This window comes from Bacteroides luti (assembly GCF_900128905.1).
In the GTDB taxonomy this organism is placed as follows: Bacteria; Bacteroidota; Bacteroidia; order Bacteroidales; family Bacteroidaceae; genus Bacteroides; species Bacteroides luti.
On record NZ_FQTV01000022.1, the window covers coordinates 40,889 to 59,539 of the forward strand.

General features: G+C 38.5%; 16 protein-coding genes and 1 pseudogene. 6 read left to right on the forward strand and 11 right to left on the reverse strand.

Annotated features, from left to right (window positions below):
- Window positions 1-47: 47 nt before the first annotated feature.
- Window positions 48-758, reverse strand: a complete 711-nt coding sequence (locus BUC21_RS15265) for a LytR/AlgR family response regulator transcription factor (protein ID WP_073403998.1) — start codon at window positions 756-758, stop codon at window positions 48-50.
- 2 nt (window positions 759-760) lie between these two features.
- On the reverse strand, window positions 761-1,807 hold the full coding sequence (locus BUC21_RS15270; RefSeq protein ID WP_073404000.1) for a sensor histidine kinase: 1,047 nt from the start codon (window positions 1,805-1,807) through the stop codon (window positions 761-763).
- Window positions 1,808-2,031: 224 nt separating this feature from the next.
- Here BUC21_RS15270 and BUC21_RS15275 point away from each other — a divergent pair, with 224 nt between their 5' ends.
- The 5 genes from BUC21_RS15275 to BUC21_RS15290 all read left to right on the forward strand — a co-directional run bounded on the left by BUC21_RS15275 (window position 2,032) and on the right by BUC21_RS15290 (window position 7,463).
- Window positions 2,032-3,204: a DUF5916 domain-containing protein gene (locus BUC21_RS15275; RefSeq protein ID WP_139261468.1), complete on the forward strand. Its 1,173-nt coding sequence runs from the start codon at window positions 2,032-2,034 to the stop codon at window positions 3,202-3,204.
- Window positions 3,126-3,791 (forward strand): DUF5916 domain-containing protein, encoded by a 666-nt coding sequence (locus BUC21_RS16335; RefSeq protein ID WP_139261470.1) that lies wholly within the window; start codon window positions 3,126-3,128, stop codon window positions 3,789-3,791. The genes BUC21_RS15275 and BUC21_RS16335 overlap by 79 nt, the downstream gene beginning before the upstream one ends.
- 53 nt (window positions 3,792-3,844) lie before the next feature.
- Window positions 3,845-5,686 (forward strand): glycoside hydrolase family 13 protein, encoded by a 1,842-nt coding sequence (locus BUC21_RS15280; protein ID WP_073404004.1) that lies wholly within the window; start codon window positions 3,845-3,847, stop codon window positions 5,684-5,686.
- Window positions 5,687-6,021: 335 nt separating this feature from the next.
- Window positions 6,022-6,558, forward strand: a complete 537-nt coding sequence (locus BUC21_RS15285) for a cysteine hydrolase family protein (RefSeq protein WP_073404006.1) — start codon at window positions 6,022-6,024, stop codon at window positions 6,556-6,558.
- 194 nt (window positions 6,559-6,752) lie between these two features.
- Complete coding sequence (locus tag BUC21_RS15290; RefSeq protein ID WP_073404008.1) at window positions 6,753-7,463, forward strand: phosphatase; 711 nt, start codon at window positions 6,753-6,755, stop codon at window positions 7,461-7,463.
- Between the two features lie 91 nt (window positions 7,464-7,554).
- Here BUC21_RS15290 and BUC21_RS15295 read toward each other — a convergent pair whose 3' ends face one another.
- From BUC21_RS15295 to BUC21_RS15330, 8 genes are all read right to left on the reverse strand, one after another.
- Complete coding sequence (locus BUC21_RS15295; protein ID WP_073404011.1) at window positions 7,555-8,070, reverse strand: DUF3836 domain-containing protein; 516 nt, start codon at window positions 8,068-8,070, stop codon at window positions 7,555-7,557.
- Between the two features lie 47 nt (window positions 8,071-8,117).
- Window positions 8,118-8,504: a hypothetical protein gene (locus tag BUC21_RS15300; protein ID WP_073404013.1), complete on the reverse strand. Its 387-nt coding sequence runs from the start codon at window positions 8,502-8,504 to the stop codon at window positions 8,118-8,120.
- Between the two features lie 487 nt (window positions 8,505-8,991).
- Window positions 8,992-10,707 carry an ATP-binding protein gene (locus BUC21_RS15305; RefSeq protein WP_073404015.1) on the reverse strand — a complete coding sequence of 572 codons (1,716 nt, stop codon included), beginning with the start codon at window positions 10,705-10,707 and terminating at the stop codon, window positions 8,992-8,994.
- Between the two features lie 18 nt (window positions 10,708-10,725).
- Window positions 10,726-11,850 carry a histidine kinase gene (locus tag BUC21_RS15310; protein WP_073404017.1) on the reverse strand — a complete coding sequence of 375 codons (1,125 nt, stop codon included), beginning with the start codon at window positions 11,848-11,850 and terminating at the stop codon, window positions 10,726-10,728.
- Between the two features lie 10 nt (window positions 11,851-11,860).
- Window positions 11,861-12,430, reverse strand: a complete 570-nt coding sequence (locus BUC21_RS15315) for a K(+)-transporting ATPase subunit C (protein ID WP_073404019.1) — start codon at window positions 12,428-12,430, stop codon at window positions 11,861-11,863.
- Between the two features lie 12 nt (window positions 12,431-12,442).
- Complete coding sequence (kdpB, locus tag BUC21_RS15320) at window positions 12,443-14,476, reverse strand: potassium-transporting ATPase subunit KdpB (RefSeq protein WP_073404021.1); 2,034 nt, start codon at window positions 14,474-14,476, stop codon at window positions 12,443-12,445.
- Between the two features lie 14 nt (window positions 14,477-14,490).
- Entirely contained in the window at window positions 14,491-16,191 is a 1,701-nt protein-coding gene (gene kdpA, locus BUC21_RS15325; protein WP_073404023.1) for a potassium-transporting ATPase subunit KdpA, read from the reverse strand.
- Window positions 16,192-16,195: 4 nt separating this feature from the next.
- Window positions 16,196-16,276 (reverse strand): potassium-transporting ATPase subunit F, encoded by an 81-nt coding sequence (locus BUC21_RS15330; protein WP_073404025.1) that lies wholly within the window; start codon window positions 16,274-16,276, stop codon window positions 16,196-16,198.
- Window positions 16,277-16,643: 367 nt separating this feature from the next.
- Here BUC21_RS15330 and BUC21_RS15335 point away from each other — a divergent pair.
- Window positions 16,644-16,742: pseudogene (locus BUC21_RS15335) on the forward strand (IS3 family transposase); the annotation flags it as partial.
- A 159-nt stretch (window positions 16,743-16,901) separates the two neighbouring features.
- On the opposite strand, the gene BUC21_RS15340 reads toward BUC21_RS15335, so the two are convergent.
- A complete protein-coding gene (locus tag BUC21_RS15340) occupies window positions 16,902-18,245 on the reverse strand; it encodes a sigma-54-dependent transcriptional regulator (protein ID WP_073404029.1) in 1,344 nt (447 codons plus the stop codon).
- Between the last annotated feature and the right edge of the window lie 406 nt (window positions 18,246-18,651).

Genomic DNA, 18,651 nt, shown 5'->3' on the forward strand with positions numbered 1-18,651 from the left:
ACTAAACTTGCAAATCCTGCAGTAAGCGCAACATAGCAATATGCCGTTTACGCAGGATTTTTTCTATCGATAAGAGCCTCGACACTATCCCGGTATTTCCTTCCAACTGGTATTTTTTTTCCTTCAAGAAGAATAAATGTGCTTGATATTGCTTCTATTTTGTTTATAGCAATCAAATAAGATCTATGAATACGGATAAACAGGTTGGCAGATAGTTTATTCTCAAGCGCAGAAAGACTGCCATATACAATAATCTTCTTTTCGGGTGTTACTACCTGATAATAGTTACTAAGACTATGAATATATAAGATGCTGTTGATGGGAATTTTATAAAACCTGCGCTCCGATTTAATGGAGATAAACTCCTCTTCCTTTAAGTCTGCCAGGCGTTGTTCCTTATGAATTATATCAGCAGCTTTACCAACCGCCTTCTCAAACCGTTCGAATGATACCGGCTTTAGCAAATAATCAATGGCATTAACCTCATAGCTCTCCAAGGCAAAGTTGCTAAAGGCTGTACAAAAAATAACTTTGGGTGGAGTGGGCAGACTCTTTATCCACTCCATGCCGTTGAGTTTAGGCATCTGAATATCCAGAAATACCAGATCAACTGGGTTTTCATTCAGGAAGCTGCTTGCCTCAAGAGCATTTCTGCAACGTCCTGCAACCTCGAAACCTTCCAGGCGATCAAGGTATATCTCAAGTACATCAAGTGCCAACTCTTCATCATCAACCAGTAAACAACGTATCGGATTCATAGCTATAATTTTATTTTCAATGTGCTTATATAATGTTGCTCCACTGTTTTCGTCTCAAATGTATATCTTCCGGGATATAAGATATCCAAACGGTGACACACATTCTTTATACCAATGCCCGATGATACATTATCCGGATTTTTATACTCAGGATCGTAGGTATTGGATACGTTGAACTGTAATTCGCCATTGCAAATAATCAGTTCTATAAGAATCACCACTCCGCTTATCTGGTTGGTTGAAGAGTGCTTGAAGGCATTCTCCACAAACGGAAGGAGCAACAATGGTGCTATACTAGCACCTACAACATCTCCTTTCACCTGAAAATCTACAGAGAAGCGGTTACCGTAGCGAAGCCGTTCCAGATCGATGTAATTACGAATATAGTTTATCTCTTTTTCTACCGGGACACTCTCTGCTGTAGACTCGTGCAGCACATAACGCATCAGGTCGGACAGTTTCATAATCATCTCCGGAGTATTATCCGAACGCTTTAAAGCCATAGCATAAAGATCATTCAACACATTAAAGAAAAAATGGGGCTGTATCTGGCTGCGCAAGAATTGTAATTCCGCCTGCGTTTTTTCGTGAGACAATGAGAGAATGCGGTTTTCCTTTTCCAGCGAATAACTGTAAAGCTTGATAGCAAAAGGTATAATCATCACCGTATTAATATTGATTACATGATGAAGCACTTCGGTAGGATCGAACAATGATGTTTTTGGGTCCGACATTCCAAGTAACGGGATAAAGGAGTAATAAGAAAGCATTCGTTGTAACATACCGCCAACAGCCATCATCAGTACACAGGCAAAAGCCGAACGGTAATACTTTTGTTGAAGCAATAGTTTAGGAATTACATAATACAGGCCAAAATATGTTACCCCCAATTTTACCGGCAAAAACGCCAGCTCGTTATAAAAACACACCCAGTAATTATTATAACGCGTACCCCACGAAAAGGTAAAGAATAAAACAACGCTTATCCAATAGGCTATATGGAACAAAACACGTTTACGGCTATTGAGAAGATTAAACACTGATGGCATATTTCTTGTATTTATTCATATTTATAGACTTAAACAAAAGTAACCTTTTTTGTTGTTTCCAACAATATTAACGACTACATGTATCTCTGTTTTTATGCCAAAGTGTGATTTATTTATTCGTTTGCATAAAAAAAACGGCATCAGCATAAATACTTTTTATCTGAAATAAATAATTATTTCCTTTGGTGCGTAAATCTGTTATTAACAATTCTGATACTATAGCTATGCGAAAACATCTTCATTTTATATGCTTGCTATTAATGTGCTTATTGTCATTGTCTGCATGGGGAAAAGGAATGCCTCTTCGTAAACAGTTCACCATAACCAAAACGGCAAAAGCACCAAAGATTGACGCTTTGTGCAACGATAAAGCCTGGGAAGAAGTTCAACCCATTGCCGACTTTATACAACAAAGTCCGGTTAATGGAGGCAAACCTTCACAGAAAACAGAAGTGAAGATGCTATATGATGATAATTCCATTTACGTACTGGCGGTGCTCTATGACAGTAAACCCGATTCAATTTTCTCGGAACTGGCCGAACGGGATTCTGGCGATGAGGCTAATGCCGACCTCTTCTCGGTAGAGATAAACCCGTATAATAACGGTCTTAATTCAACAGAATTTATGGTATCGGCCGCAGGTGTACAGATGGATTCCAAAAACGATTTGAATGCCATGCACAAAACCTGGGATGCTGTTTGGAAAAGTGCTGTGGCAAAAACGAAACAAGGCTGGATTGCAGAAATGGAGATTCCATTCTCAGCTATACGGTTTCCCAAGAAGGATATTCAATTATGGGAAATAAACTTCTTCCGTTTAATAAAGCGTAATGGAGAAGCCATTACATGGAACTTTGTAGATAAGAACAAAAACGGATGGCTCAACCAGGCCGGGGAAATGCATGGGCTAAAAAACATTAATCCCCCTACCCGACTATCGCTGATGCCATATATGACAACGTATTACGACAAGAATAAGTTATCTTTCAAAGGAGGAATGGACTTTAAATATGGTCTAAATGAAAGTTTTACCCTCGACATGATGTTAATCCCCGATTTTGGACAAACCAGAGCAGATGATAATATTCTTAATCTGACGTCTGTTGAAACTAAATACGATGAAAAACGACAATTCTTCACCGAAGGAACTGAACTCTTCAGCAAAGGAGATATCTTTTATTCACGACGTATAGGCGGGCAACCTAGTAATTACAATAAAGTTTCGGCTCAGCTAAACACCAACGAGGTAATTCTAAAGAATCCGGCTGAGACAAGTCTATACAACGCTACCAAAATATCGGGCTATACTTCAAATGGTTGGGGATTCGGGATGCTGAATGCAATAACACAACAACAATCGGCATTGAATATTCATCGGACTGGCGTAAGAAATTAGCTTTCACAGCTCTGGTTGGTTACTGGCAGGCTACACGTTATCATAAGAGTTCGTCTTACCTGACTTTTCATCCACGATATCTTGTAAACGATCGTCTTTCGTTCGATTATAAAGCGACCTGGTCATTCCTGCAAAATGCCATTGGCTATGTAGATAAGAATATCGTTAATGATTCTATCTTCTTCGGCAGACGAAACATTTCCGAGATGGACAATATTTTCACCGTAAAATATTCCTTATCCAACAAAAGTTCGCTCAATCTAAGACTAAGGCATTACTGGTCGAACGTTCGCTATCAGGAATATTATCTCCTGAAGCACAATGGAGACATGCAACACTATGAAACCAAAAGAAACTATGATACGAATGTTAGCCTGTTTAACTCCGATGTTTCGTATACCTGGCAATTCTTACCGGGAAGCGAGCTATCTGTAGTCTGGAAAAACTACTATTCATTTACGGATCAAAACAGAAAAGCTGACTATTTCAATAATCTGAAAAACGTTTTTTCTCATTCCCTACTCAACAATTTATCGTTGAGAGTAATCTATTACATCGATTATAAAGGAATTAAAAAGCTGATTTAAAAATATGACTTTATAAAACAGTTACTATAAATTATAACTTCAATTTATTTACAATGAAAAAACTATTATTTCTCTTATCTCTATTTTTCGTAACGAGCCTCTATGCTCAGGTCGAAAAAGTTGAACCTACCTTCTGGTGGGTAGGTATGAAAAACCCTAATCTACAATTACTGGTGTATGGCAAAGACATTTCAAAGAATCAGGTTTCAATAAATTATCCCGGAGTTAAGATTACGAAAGTGAACAAAGTAGCTAATCCAAACTATCTGTTTATTGACTTATCCATTGATTCTCTTGTAGCCAAAGCAGGAAAGTTTAATATCACCTTTCTACAAAACAATAAAAAGTTTGCAACCTATCAATATGAGTTAAAGGCTCGTGAACAAGCATCCGCCAATCGCGAAGGATTTAATAGCGGAGACGTTATTTACGAAATTATGCCCGACAGGTTTGTAAACGGCGATACAAAAAACGATTTCGTAAAGGGCTATCCTGATGGAACCGACAGACTAAATCCGGATGCCCGTCATGGAGGAGATATTCAGGGAATCATTAATAATCTGGATTACATTTCTTCAATGGGATATACAGCTTTGTGGCTTACTCCTGTGGTTGAAAACAATGCTTCATCGACTTCCTATCATGGATATGCAACTACCGATTATTATAAAGTTGATCCGCGACACGGTAGCAATGAGCTATACAAAAAACTTGCTGAAGAATGCAAGAAAAGAAACATTAAGCTGATTATAGACTACATAGTAAACCATAGCGGAAAAGATTGGTGGATATACAAAGACCTGCCTTCAAACGATTGGATAAACAACTATCCGGACATGAAGATATGCAATTTCCGGGGCACAACAGTCTTTGATCCTCACAAAGCAGAGATTGATGCAAAAGGTATGTCGGACGGATGGTTTGCCGAATCAATGCCCGATCTGAATCAAAGAAATCCATTCTTAGCTACTTACTTGATTCAAAATTCTATCTGGTGGATTGAATATGCTGGTCTAAGCGGTGTACGAAGCGATACACACCAGTATCCCGATAAACAATTTGTCAGCGAATGGGCTAAACAGATTCTTGCAGAATATCCACATTTCAATATGGTTGGTGAAGTATGGCTCAATTATCCATCAATGACATCGTACTGGCAGAAAGATGCTCCCAATCTGGATAAGTATAATTCAAACCTTCCTACTATAATGGACTTCCCTCTTCACAATGCTATCCCTACAGCTTTTGCCGAAGGTGACGGATGGGGAGATACCGGAATGAATCGTCTTTATGATATATTCAGCCAGGACTTCCTGATGGCTAACCCAATGAACATAATGATTTTTGGTGATAATCATGACACTTCACGTTTTTACACGCTGATAAAAGAAGATTTTAAAGTTTATAAGTTGGCAATGGCCTTTTTGCTTACCACCCGTGGAATTCCACAGATGTATGCCGGAACAGAAGCTCTAATGACAGGAGTAAAGGGAAGCGGCGATGGCGTTATGCGTAAAGACTTCCCCGGTGGCTGGGCAGAAGATAAAGTCAGCATTTTTACAAGACAAGGCCTCACAAACGACCAAATCGAAGCACTTGATTATATGAAGCGTATTCAGAACTGGCGCAAGAGCAATGAAGCCGTTAAGTACGGAACAATGACTCAATTCGCTCCTCAGAACGGCGTATATGTTTACTTTAGGATCAAAGGTGATAAGAAGGTTATGGTTATTCTCAATAACAACAACGACAAACAAGAACTGCAAACTATTCGCTTTGCCGAGTGTTTGGGCAATCATCATTCTGGTACAGATATTATTTCAGGAAATGCACTTAACTGGACAAATAAAATAGAAGTTCCGACAAAATCAGCAATGATTATCGATCTGAATTAAATCATATTCAGGAGACTATTTCATTTATAAACTCTTCAGTATCCTCTGGATATAATATAAACTGAAATATGGTAATCCTATATGCGATTTTTTAGAAGATAACCATGCAATAGATGTAGCATAGATAAAAATTTATATCTGATATATAATTATTGGGGAAATCTTTATTCCATGCACTGAATATAGCATAAATTAAAATCCTGCAGTAAACTCAACATAGCAATATGGCGTTTACGCAGGATTTTTTCTGTCCATCCCGCAGAACTATTGTCTGGAAAATATTCTTTTTCTCAGAAGTTATTATCTACTTTTGCATAAAAAATAAACAATTATCTATGGAAACAACAGAAGCACTGATTATTGTTGATATGCAGAAAGTAGCATTTACTGTACCTCGTTATAATGCCGAAAATGTAATTCAGCGCATTGCTGCACTTGCAGAAAAGTTTCGCCGGCACAACAAGAAAGTTATCTTTATACAGCACAATGGAGTAGTAGATAACTATTGCTTTCCGAATACAAAAGAGTGGGAAATAGTGGACGAACTTCCCGTTCACCCAGAAGATATTGTTGTTGAAAAGCTAGCTAACGACTCTTTTTACAAAACCAATCTGCAAGAGCTACTGACAAAGCATGGAATTGAAAAACTTTATTTTACCGGCTGTGCCTCAGATTACTGTGTAGACACAACTATTAAATCGGCTCTCTCCAAGGATTATGACATAACTGTAGTTAGTGATTGCCATACTACAGCCGACCGTCCTCACTGTTCTGCTAAAACGTTAATTGATTTCCATAACTGGCTTTGGGCTGATATGACTCAGACCAAATATAAAATTAAAGTTATTCCAGCTTCTGAAATTCTATTTTAACAAGAAAAATAAAGAGCTTCAAAGAATCTCTTTTTCTTCGAACTCTTTACAATCATTTTTTGAAGATAGATTGCCACTTCAAATCACTAGAAATCCTGCGTTAAACATTGTATAGCAAAATGAGTTTATCGCAGGATAATTTTTTTGCAAGTCGGGAATTAGTTAATTTCGCACCCGATTACAGAAATAGCATCATGAATATAGTTTTAGACATACATACACACACCACAGCAAGTGGGCACGCGTTCAGCAGTTTACAGGAAATGGCACAAGCAGCCGCCGATAAAGGTATTCAGCTACTTGGTATTACCGAACATGGTCCGGGTATTCCGGGCACTTGCGATCCCATCTACTTCCGGAACTTATGGACCGTCCCTCGTCAGATGTATGGAGTAAAGCTTCTGCTTGGTTCAGAATTGAACATTATAGACTACGAAGGAAATGTAGACCTAGACGAAACATATCTGAAAAGGTTGGATATCTGTATTGCCGGAATTCATTCACTTTGCTATACCCCCGGAACTGTAGAACAAAACACCTCAGCTGTAATTGGAGCCATAAGGAATCCTTATGTGAAAATAATTACGCATCCTGGTGACGGAACAGCAGAACTTAATTACGAACCGATAGTTCTTGCTGCAAAAGAACATAATACCCTGCTTGAAATAAACAACAGCTCATTAGAACCGTATCGTGAAAAAGCAACTGCTCCTGATAATTTCAAGGAAATTCTGAAGCTGTGCAAAAAATACGAGCAACCGGTTATTCTGGGAAGCGATGCACACATTTCTTTTGCTATTGGTAAATACGACCTTATTTACCCCATGCTGGCAGAAACTGAGTTTCCCGAAGAACTAATCATGAACGATAAGCTCGAGGCATTCAAGGCATATATTGCACAATAACATCGGGATGTAAATAACATAAAACGGCTACCTAAATCACTTAGGCAGCCGTTTTTCAATCTAATTATCAGTTATCTTGAAAACAAATATCTTATTTTATATTTTTAGAGTGATTAATCAGCAATGCTATGTTTTTCTCAAATTGCTCACCGTCCACAACTTCCCATTTCTTATTCCTTTCATTCCACTTAAAGGATATATAGTTTGATATATTACTTCCGTCTATTCTGTCGAATATGGCTTTCTGTCTGTTCAAACAAAACTCATTTTTCACGGCACTCCAACGGGCAAACTCCTGAATCTGGCTATCACCTACATTTGTTACAATGAATATGTATGAAGGTATCCACGTTTTATCGTCGGCATTCCACCTATAAGCCTTTTTAGTTTTAGACTGCCCATTTTCACTTACTACATATTCATATTTTAAGTGAGGAGTAAGCACACAGGTTGTTGAATCATAAAGAAATACAGTTTCTTTGTTCTGACCTTTGTCATATACAAAACTTCTAAGCTTCTTAGCATTTGCTGCGGGACTACACACAAACAATAAACAAGTAGTAATAATGATTACTAGCGTACTAATACTAAATACAATCTTTTTCATGATGAGAGTTTTTTTATTATTGTTATCCTATTAAAGTTATCTGTTTTTTATCTCTTTAAGAAAAAGGCTTCAACATCTTTTTCCATTTTATTCTGAATTGCCTCATAGCAAGATATTTCAAAGCAAAGACATTCTGAAGAGTTAACCTGTTCCATCATTGTTTTATATTTAGACGGAATATTTTTCAAGAAAGTTGCATTAAAACTTAAATCTTTATTATAAGTCTGCATATCTACAGATTCGTTTTGGTTGGAATCCAGATTAGAAGAAAGAGAGCAACCTGCATCTTTTGAAACTAAAGCTTCTTTACAATTGCCTTTATCATTGGCAAGAACTTGAGATTTTTGAGCATTTGCAGCCGAACCACATACAAGCAAAAAACAAGTAGTAACACTAATTACTAACGCACTGAAATTAAATACCATCTTTTTCATAACCGGAAATTTTTAATTATTGTAATCTGATACCTATTGATTATTTTCTCGTTTCATAATCGCTACATAATTTAGACGTATCTCACGCTTAAATAGTTGCAACGAATATGCCAAAAAGTTATATTATTGAATTTCAATGCATTAATTAAATAGTTATCGTTCGAAAACGAACAATAACTATTCAAATCCGAACAAATTCAGGGTTTTATTCAATCCATTCGAGAAAAATGGAAAGAGTCAGCGAAGGGGTATTATAGGGAAATTCCTATCAAAGAATGGGGATTTTAACTATTCGGGGGAGAAATCTCATCTTACCTTTGTTGCATACAAGAAAAAAAAGATAAATCATAAATACAGAGGTAAAAAAGACTGGTTAGTTTATATTTATAAAATCAGGTATTAGTTTTCATAATAGATTAAAAATCCTGCAGTAAAACGGTGCTTGGCGCATAGCTCTACTGCAGGATTTATTGTTTTCTCTATATTCTTATTTCACATTGAAGCGAATAATAAATTTACTTCCTTTTCCCACTTCACTCTCCACTGTGAGAGTGCCATTCTGGGCTTCAATAAAATCTTTTGAGATAGAAAGTCCTAAACCACTACCTTGTACTTTAGTACCCGGAACCCGGAAATAACGGTCAAAGATACTTTCGTGATAACGTGGATCAATACCTTTGCCAAAGTCCTGCACAAACATTTCAACAACATCACCTGTTTGCTGTGCACCAATGATAATTCTGGAATTCTCCTTCGAGTAATGTATAGCATTGCTTAGCAGATTAGTGAGCACCCAGGCAATCTTCTCGCTATCAACAAATAGTTTGGCTATCTTTTCAGGATATTCCACTTCAATATGGCAACCAAACTTTTCTGCCTGCATACGAGTAGCCTTTATTGCATATTCAATTAGCTCGATAGGTTTTGTTATCTTAGGCATTAATTGTAGTTTACCAGTCTCTACCTGCGTAAGTTTTAATAACTCACCGGTAATACTCAGCAATCGTTCACTGTTTTCCTTTATGCTGTGAGACAAAGATTCCTGTTCTTCATTCAGTGCGCCAATTCGTTTATCTTCCAAGAGCTGTAAACTCATCATTATAGCCGAAATTGGAGTTTTCAGCTCGTGAGAAATAGTAGACAGAAACGTTGTTTTAGCCGTATCCAGCTCCTTAAATTCAGTAATATTCTTCAGAAGAATTACATCGCCAATATTATGAGGTTCCGTTTCACCTGTTTCAATAACCCGTATAGGAATATAGTTCGCCTGAAAATAGCTCTCTTTATTATCTGCATAAATCTTTAAAGGTTCTTTTTTCTCTTCCGGATTCACCAGTTCCCTAACCAGTCTACGAAGTAAATCATTCTTCAGAGCAAGTTCCGCAGCCGACTTCCTGATTATATTTTCTCTTTTAAGATTCAGAATATTCAGAGCTTCATCGTTTATGAAAAGAATCTTTTTTTCATTATCCAACCCAATGATTGGTTCTGTTATACTATTTACAATAGCTTCAATATATTTCTTATTGGCAATAATATCAGCAAGTGTACTTGCCCTGTATTCGTTCAGCCTTTCTGCCATTTTATTGAAAGAGGTAGATACCTCACCAAACTCACTTGTTGGTTCAAAGTTCAGTCGCTTATCATAATTATGATTGGCAATTTCCGTTATACCATTTATTAATTCCCTTATTGGCTTCAATATAGAATGAGGAAAACGAAACAATATGGCTAAAGCAAAAACAATGCAGACAGCAAACGTCAGACAAATCCATAGCAGCGCATTCATAGCAGTTTGTTTGGCTACCTCACTTTTATGATAAATGGATGCCATATTCAAGGTCATAATGGTATAAATGTCAGAACGTATCTCCCTTAAGCTTTGCTGATCTTTCTTAATTCTATGCTTCTCAAAATGTACTGTCAGCTTGTACGTTGTTTCTTTCTCATTTACTTCTGTCAGATTTTTCTGTTGCATCTGCAAGTTTGATGTAAAAACCTGAAGAGCCCTTTTGCTTGTGTTTAGTTCATCGAGAACGGACAACATATTCCTGCAATAATCCAGCGAATAGTTATTGTTCGTATAGATCTTATGAGTTTCGTTATTCAGCTTATTTATATAGCTCAACGAAAGAATGCCTAAGAGAACAATCATGGCAAAGAGCATTCCGATGCCGTAAGTGAGTTTAGTCTTTATTCTCATATCATTATCAGTTTAATCCTAGGACAAAATAATTAAATCGATATTTGCCCTGGATAGTGAATCAATAAATTTCTTATAACGGGTTACTGAAAAGAACACCCTTGGAATATTAAAAGAAGGACTCCCCATACAAACAGTAGTAATCTGCCTTTCTTTACAAACCTTCATTATAGTTCCTATAATGTCTGAAGATTGTATTTGCACAACCTCACCTCCCAATTCAGTAGCCATTTTAAAATGATTGAGCAAATGGCGTTGATTGGCCAAAGGAATACGATCGGGGGCTTCCTTTGGAGTCTGCACATAAAGAGCAACAAACTTCGTATTATAGTGAGTAGCCAACCGAGCCGTTTTCCTTATAATCTTTCTCGGAGTTTTTTCATTTGCACTTATACATGCAAGGAACCGTTCGTGACGAATACGAGAAAAATCCTGAATAAACTCATTCTCTACCTGCTTCTCTACCCGTAATGCAACCTCTTTCAGAGCCAGCTCCCTTAACTGCAGAATGTTTTCCGTTTTAAAGAAATTATTCAGTGCTATCTGAATCTTATCCGGACGATAAATCTTTCCGGCTTTCAGTCGGGTAACCAGTTCTTCGGCAGTAAGGTCAATGTTTACCACTTCATCTGCCTGTTCAAGCACACTATCGGGAATACGTTCCTTTACTTCAATACCGGATATATCCTGAATTTCCTCATTCAAGCTTTCAATATGCTGAATATTCACTGCGCTAATTACGTTAATACCCGCATCGAGCAGAGAGATAACATCCTGCCATCTTTTTTCATTCACACTTCCTTCCACGTTTGTGTGAGCCAGTTCGTCCACAATCACAATCTCGGGGTGAATAAGAAGAATGCTTTGCAAGTCCATCTCCTCAATCTCCTTTCCTTTATAAAAAACCTTTTTCCGTGGAATAACAGGCAACCCTTCAATCAGAGCTTCCGTTTCGGCTCTGCCGTGTGATTCTATATAACCAATCTGCACATCCACCCCACTTTTAAGAAGATCATGCGCCTCCAGCAACATACGGTAAGTCTTCCCCACACCGGCAATCATGCCAATGTATATCTTAAACTTACCTCTTCGCGACCTCTTGATTAAGTCGAGGAAATGCTGTACATTATTCTCGTCACTCATGCCATTTCAATCATTTACTCACTTTATCCAAAGCAACATTCAGTTTCAGAACATTAATTTTTGCAGTTCCAAATATACCTAAAAAAGGTTTCTGTATCTGTTTTTCCACTATTTCTTTTACTGCATTCTCATTCATACCACGAGCTTTAGCCACACGCTTTATCTGCACATAAGCACATTGAGGAGTTATGTCCGGATCCAATCCCGATCCGCTTGCAGTAACCATCTCCACAGGAACCTCACTACGCTTCAGGTAAGGATGATGAATTAAGAAAGAATCGATTCTGGCATCTACCTCCTTCAGATACACCTTGTTAGTAACACTTTTATTACTACCTCCCGAAGCATCAGCAGCATAGTTTACAGCAGAAGGGCGCCCCCAGAAATAAGTATCTTTTGTGAACTGTTGTCCCACATTAGCTGCACCAACCACCTTACCGTTAAGCGTAACTAATTCCGCATTTCCTTTACCGGGAGATGCAATAAGAGCAAATACCCAAAGAACAGCAACATAACATATCCCTAACAACAAACAGAACATCAGGGTTATTTTTACCGATTTTATAAGAGTCGTTTTCATTTTGCGTACATATTAAATAAATAAACCAACAATGAGATCAATAATCTTAATTCCGATAAAAGGAACAATCACCCCTCCTCCGCCATAGATAAGCAAATTGCGTCTGAGCAGTGCAGAAGCACCTATCGGTTTATACTGAACTCCGGCTAAAGCCAATGGAATAAGTGCCGGAATAATCAGGGCATTAAAGATAATGGCAGAAAGAATAGCACTTTCGGGACTGTGCAACCCCATTACGTTCAAAGCTGCAAGCTGAGGTATAGACCACATGAACAATGCCGGAACAATGGCAAAATACTTAGCCACATCATTTGCTATGGAGAAAGTAGTCAGTGTACCACGAGTCATCAACAGTTGCTTACCAATCTCCACTACTTCTATCAATTTGGTAGGGTCGTTATCCAGATCCACCATATTACCGGCTTCCTTAGCTGCTTGCGTTCCACTATTCATGGCCACACCCACGTTTGCCTGTGCCAAAGCAGGAGCATCATTAGTTCCGTCACCCATCATTGCCACCAGTTTACCTGCTTCCTGTTCCTTCTTAATGTATTCCATCTTATCTTCAGGTTTGGCTTCAGCAATAAAATCGTCAACTCCTGCTTTTTCAGCAATGTATTTGGCTGTAAGCGGATTATCTCCGGTAACCATCACCGTCTTAACACCCATCTTCCTTAAACGTTCAAAGCGTTCCTGAATTCCCGGTTTTATAATATCCTGCAATTCAACCACTCCAACAATTTCCTTGTTCACACAAACCACCAGAGGCGTACCACCATTATTTGCAATGGCCGAAGTCATTTCCTCTGTTTCTTTAGGGAACCTGTTTCCTGCAGCTTCAGCAATCCGGCGAATAGAGTCGAAAGCACCCTTGCGTATCTGCGTTCCATCCTGCAAATCAACACCCGAGCATTTTGTCTCTGCGGTAAACTTAATCATTCTGGCTCCTGTTGTATTCAGGTTTCTCATCCTGAGTCCCGATTCTCTTCCCAGTTCCACGATAGATCTTCCTTCAGGCGTTTCGTCAGCCATGGAAGATAGCATACAAAACTCAATAAAAGCCCTTTTCTCCATTCCGTTTACCGGATAAAATTTCGTAGCTTTCCGGTTACCAATTGTAATTGTACCGGTTTTATCTAGTAGCAAAGTATCCACATCGCCCGCAGTTTCCACAGCCTTACCCGATTTGGTAATTACATTTGCCCGTAAAGCTCTATCCATTCCCGCTATACCTATTGCCGAAAGCAATCCACCTATTGTAGTAGGAATAAGGCAAACAAAAAGAGAAATCAATGAAGCTATAGTGATAGTAGCCTTACTATAATCGGCCAGAGGTTTTAAAGTCATACACACAATAATAAAAACCAGTGTAAAACCAGCCAGTAAAATGGTCAAAGCTATTTCGTTCGGAGTTTTCTGACGAGATGCCCCTTCCACCAAAGCAATCATCTTATCAAGGAAGCTCTCTCCCGGTTGAGTAGTTACCATCACCTTTATTTCATCTGATAGTACTTTTGTACCTCCTGTAACAGAGCTCTTATCTCCTCCGGCTTCACGAATTACCGGCGCACTCTCCCCTGTTATGGCACTTTCATCAATAGATGCCAGACCCTCAATAATCTCACCGTCAGCCGGAATAATATCTCCAGCCTCACATTCAAAGATATCACCCTTCCTCAATTTGGAACTGCTTACAATTTCTATTTTGCCGTTTATAAGTTGTTTGGCAGGAGTCTCCTCACGCGTCTTTCTCAGGCTGTCGGCCTGCGCTTTTCCCCTTGCTTCGGCTATTGCTTCGGCAAAGTTGGCAAACAGTAGCGTAATAAATAGAATAACAAATACAGTTATATTATACCCAAACGATCCCTGACTGCTATTAATGACAGAGTACCCCGTAACAAAAAGCATCACAGCGGTAGCCACTTCAACAATAAACATAACCGGATTCTTAATCATCATCCGAGGATCTAACTTCACAAACGATTGTTTAAGGCTTGCTTTTACTTGCTCTTTAGGAAATAAAGAGGTTATTTTATTTTTTTCCATATTACTTCTTACAATTATAAACTTAACAGTTCGGCAATAGTGCTTAATGCATGTGTTGGGAAGAATGCCAAGGCAGCAATGATACAGATCACAGCAAAGGTCATTACACCAAACGTAGCAGTATCTGTTTTCAATGTTCCCGCACTTTCCGGAATAAATTTCTTTTTAGCCATCAAACCGGCAATAGCCACCTGACCAATTATAGGTATATATCTGCTGAGAATAAGAATCAGTCCTGTGGAATAGTTCCAAAAAGGAGTATTATCCTTTAAACCTTCAAATCCCGATCCATTATTTGCAGCACTGGATGTATATTCATAAAACATTTCACTCAGTCCGTGGTATGACGGATTATTGAGCCATCCGCCTTCCGCCGTAACCATTCCCTGATGATGAGTGTACAAGTAAGCAGCGACAGCTGTTCCCAGAAGAATCATAAACGGATGAAAAAGAGCAAGAATAGTAGCAATCTTCATTTCCCTGGCTTCCACTTTCTTACCCAGTAATTCAGGAGTACGGCCTACCATCAGTCCGCTGATAAACACAGCTATAATAATGAAAATATAATAATTCAAGAAACCAACGCCTACACCGCCAAACCACGAGTTAATCTGCATATTCAACATCTCAACCATTCCCGAAAGCGGCTTCATGCTATCATGCATACCATTGACAGAACCATTGGAAGTGGCCGTAGTACTTGCACTCCACAAAGCAGTTGCAGCCGATCCTATCCTCACCTCTTTTCCTTCCATAGCTCCTCCACTTTGGCTGATACCTTTAATCAACGGATTGCCACTTGTTTCCTGCCAGGTAATAGTTCCCACACTAATGATGTACCCCAAAAACATTACGGCAAAAATACTGTAAGCCAGTTTTTTCCTTTTCAGATAGAAACCAAATGCAAAGATCATAGCCATAGGGATAAGCATAATCGAGATACTCTCAACCAAATTGGATATAAAAGAAGGGTTTTCCAAAGGATGAGCAGAGTTAGCTCCAAAGAATCCTCCGCCGTTTGTTCCAAGTTGCTTTATAGCAACAATTGCAGCAGCAGGACCCTGCGAAACAGTCTGACTAACTCCTTCAAGAGTATGAATAGATGCTTTTCCGTCAAAGCCCATAGGAACACCTTGTAGAATAAGCACAATACCAGCTATCAATGATAGCGGAAGAAGAATACGTGTGCAGCTTCTTACCAGGAAAAACCAGAAATTACCTATAGTCTGAGTAGTCTTTGCAGCCATAGCCTTCATTACTCCGGCCATAGCAGCCATACCGGTTGCCGCAGTAATAAACTGAAAAAGCATAACAACAAACAGCTGAGTAAAATAAGTCAATCCACTTTCACCGCTATAATGCTGCAGGTTACAGTTCACCAAAAAGCTGATGCTAGTATTAAAAGCCTGATCTGCACTTTGAGCAGCGTTACCATCCGGATTCAATGGCAACCAGTGTTGAGATACCAGTAAAATCATTCCCCAGAAAAACCAGAATAAGTTAAGCGTAAGCAGTGTGCCCAGAAACTTTTTCCAGCTCATTTCCTCTTTGGGGTTAATATTACAAAATCTATATATCGCATTTTCCACCGGAGAGATAAAGTCACTCCAGCTCTTCTCCCCCTTGTAAACCTTTGCAATGTGCTTTCCCAAGGGATAACTCAATGCAATCATCAAGACAATCTGTATTCCGTTGCCTATTAATTGTGTATTCATTTCACTAAAACTTTTCGGGTTTAATAAGAACGTAAACCATATAACCAAAAATGGCCAAGCCTAATATAAACAATGCTGTATACATATTCTAATTTTAAATATCTTCAAACCAGTTTATACATACGAAAAAAAGCCAGAAGCAGAAACAGCCTGCAAGGCAACTTACTATAAAAAATAACGTGTTCATCTCATTCCTTTCTTTAAGAGTTATTATTTCTGTTATGAATCACTTAAGCATATACCAATAGCATGCCAAAAGAATAATAACATACATATCTCTCAGTAAAACAACCGATTAATTAATAAAGTTCTTTTATCAGTCCGAAATGAACCTTTTCATTTTGATAGGGTTGCATATCGTTTTGGGTTACTTCATAACGAAATTACCCCGCATTAACAAAACTGACGTCTGTACGTAGCAGCTTGAATAGATCGATGCCTTCATGAAGGATTTAGAAGAATATATAGATTATTACAACAATAAAAGAATCAAATCAAGTTTAAAAGGAACGAGCCCAGTGCAATACCGGGCTCGTTCTCAAGCTTGTTAATATTTTAACTCGTCTAACTTTTTGGATTCACTTCAGTTCCTTTAATACGGGGTAATTCTGTAATTATTTAAAACAGAGCTTAAAGCCTGAGTCTTTATAACCTATATATATTCCAAAAAGGTCTTATTTCTTGATGAGTGGTGCTTAAAGCCTTTTTCCTTATAACTTGTATTCCTCTATTTTCCGGTACAACGTAGTAAGACCAATTTTCAATAGGCGTGCTGTTTCTGTTTTGTTTCCTTTTGTATATTGCAGCACCCGTGCAATGTGTCTTCGTTCCATAGCCGCCAGTTCAAAGTTAGAATAACTCTTTCCGGCACTTTCTTCAAAGTGAGAATTTTGGATCTCTATCGGTAGGTCCTGTAGAGTAAGTTCCTCTTCATTGCAGACAATCAGACTACGTTCAATCACATTTCGTAATTCGCGGATATTACCTTTCCAGCTGTGCTGCTTCAAAGCTTCAATAAAATCATCGCTCACCTTCACAGCTTTCCTTGATAACTTTGTGCCAAAATCATCTATCAAAGAATATGCAATCTGTTCAATATCTTCCCTACGGTCACGTAATGATGGAAGATGAATCTGAAACACAGAAAGCCGGTAAAACAAATCTTCCCGAAAATGATTTTCCTCAATTTCTTTCCGAAGATCACGATTAGTGGCTGCAATAATTCTGATGTTCACTTTAGTCGGTTTAGTCTCACCAACTTTTATAAACTCTCCCGTTTCCAGAATCCTCAACAACTTCGCCTGAAGATCGAAAGCCATTTCTCCTATCTCATCCAGAAAGATGGTTCCATTATTCGCCTCTTCAAACAAACCTTTCTTATCTTTCTGAGCTCCGGTAAACGCTCCGGCTTTGTAACCAAACATCTCGCTTTCCAGCAGATCCTTGCTAAAAGAAGAACAGTTTACAGCCACAAAAGCTTTATCCTTGCGAGCACTACCACTATGAATAGCCTGAGCAAAGACTTCCTTTCCTGTTCCAGTTTCACCGGTAAGCAGAACAGGTACATCGGTAACAGCCACCTTTTGTGCCAGCGAAACCGCTTCCTTTATCAACTTACTGTTACCTTGAATATTCTGAAACGAATATCTCCTTTCCATCTGTGCTTCCAACTTTTCCAGACGCCTGTTTATCAAAGCCTTCTCCATGGCCCTGCTTATCAGAGGAATAATCTTATTATTATCGTCGCCTTTGGTTATATAGTCGTAAGCTCCATTCTTTATAGCCTGCACCCCATCTGGAATATTGCCGTGAGCAGTAAGCAGCACCACTTCAGTCTGCGGAAACTGCTTTTTTATCTTCAAAACCAAATCCACACCATTGCCATCAGGTAAACGCACATCACAAAGCACCACTTCGGGAGAGCTAACCTCAATCTGCTTTAACCCCGACCTGCAATCGGTAGCCTGACAAACTTCGTATCCTTCCAGTTCCATCATCCTTGCCAGTAACTTGCGTATCTGGGCTTCATCATCAATAATAAGTACTTTGTTCATAATGTTTGTATTGCTATTATTCGTAAAAGCCATTCATACCTGAATGCCTGATGAAATTAATTAAATGCAAAGAAACTCTTTTTTTGTGAAAGTAATGAATAAGATGAGGTGTAAAATTGGCAAAGATATTTTCTCAAGCAATTGCCTGGAGTATAATACACATAAAGACTGCTAAGATATAGTATTCAGATTAAACAGAAAGGCTCACGTTATTCCGGGAAAGGAGAGTTACATTGACAAAGGTAAATATAAAAGTAGATGCAATAGATATTACCGCCCATGGATACACACCATGAAGTTATACACCAAGAAGGGTATATACAAAAAAAGAGTCCCATTCATACTTCATGAACAGGACTCTTAGATAAAACGGCAGCTACCTACTCTCCCACTGTTACGCAGTACC

What these genes read in the sequence shown, in the direction of transcription:
- BUC21_RS15310 (WP_073404017.1), bottom strand. Translation starts at nt 11,850, where the DNA reads ATGAGTGACGAGAATAATGTACAGCATTTCCTCGACTTAATCAAGAGG.
- BUC21_RS15295 (WP_073404011.1), bottom strand. Translation starts at nt 8,070, where the DNA reads ATGAAAAAGATTGTATTTAGTATTAGTACGCTAGTAATCATTATTACT.
- BUC21_RS15300 (WP_073404013.1), bottom strand. Translation starts at nt 8,504, where the DNA reads ATGAAAAAGATGGTATTTAATTTCAGTGCGTTAGTAATTAGTGTTACT.
- BUC21_RS15340 (WP_073404029.1), bottom strand. Translation starts at nt 18,245, where the DNA reads ATGAACAAAGTACTTATTATTGATGATGAAGCCCAGATACGCAAGTTA.
- BUC21_RS15305 (WP_073404015.1), bottom strand. Translation starts at nt 10,707, where the DNA reads ATGAGAATAAAGACTAAACTCACTTACGGCATCGGAATGCTCTTTGCC.
- kdpA (WP_073404023.1), bottom strand. Translation starts at nt 16,191, where the DNA reads ATGAATACACAATTAATAGGCAACGGAATACAGATTGTCTTGATGATT.
- BUC21_RS15290 (WP_073404008.1), top strand. Translation starts at nt 6,753, where the DNA reads ATGAATATAGTTTTAGACATACATACACACACCACAGCAAGTGGGCAC.
- BUC21_RS15315 (WP_073404019.1), bottom strand. Translation starts at nt 12,430, where the DNA reads ATGAAAACGACTCTTATAAAATCGGTAAAAATAACCCTGATGTTCTGT.
- kdpB (WP_073404021.1), bottom strand. Translation starts at nt 14,476, where the DNA reads ATGGAAAAAAATAAAATAACCTCTTTATTTCCTAAAGAGCAAGTAAAA.
- BUC21_RS15330 (WP_073404025.1), bottom strand. Translation starts at nt 16,276, where the DNA reads ATGTATACAGCATTGTTTATATTAGGCTTGGCCATTTTTGGTTATATG.
- BUC21_RS15265 (WP_073403998.1), bottom strand. Translation starts at nt 758, where the DNA reads ATGAATCCGATACGTTGTTTACTGGTTGATGATGAAGAGTTGGCACTT.
- BUC21_RS15275 (WP_139261468.1), top strand. Translation starts at nt 2,032, where the DNA reads ATGCGAAAACATCTTCATTTTATATGCTTGCTATTAATGTGCTTATTG.
- BUC21_RS15285 (WP_073404006.1), top strand. Translation starts at nt 6,022, where the DNA reads ATGGAAACAACAGAAGCACTGATTATTGTTGATATGCAGAAAGTAGCA.
- BUC21_RS15270 (WP_073404000.1), bottom strand. Translation starts at nt 1,807, where the DNA reads ATGCCATCAGTGTTTAATCTTCTCAATAGCCGTAAACGTGTTTTGTTC.
- BUC21_RS15280 (WP_073404004.1), top strand. Translation starts at nt 3,845, where the DNA reads ATGAAAAAACTATTATTTCTCTTATCTCTATTTTTCGTAACGAGCCTC.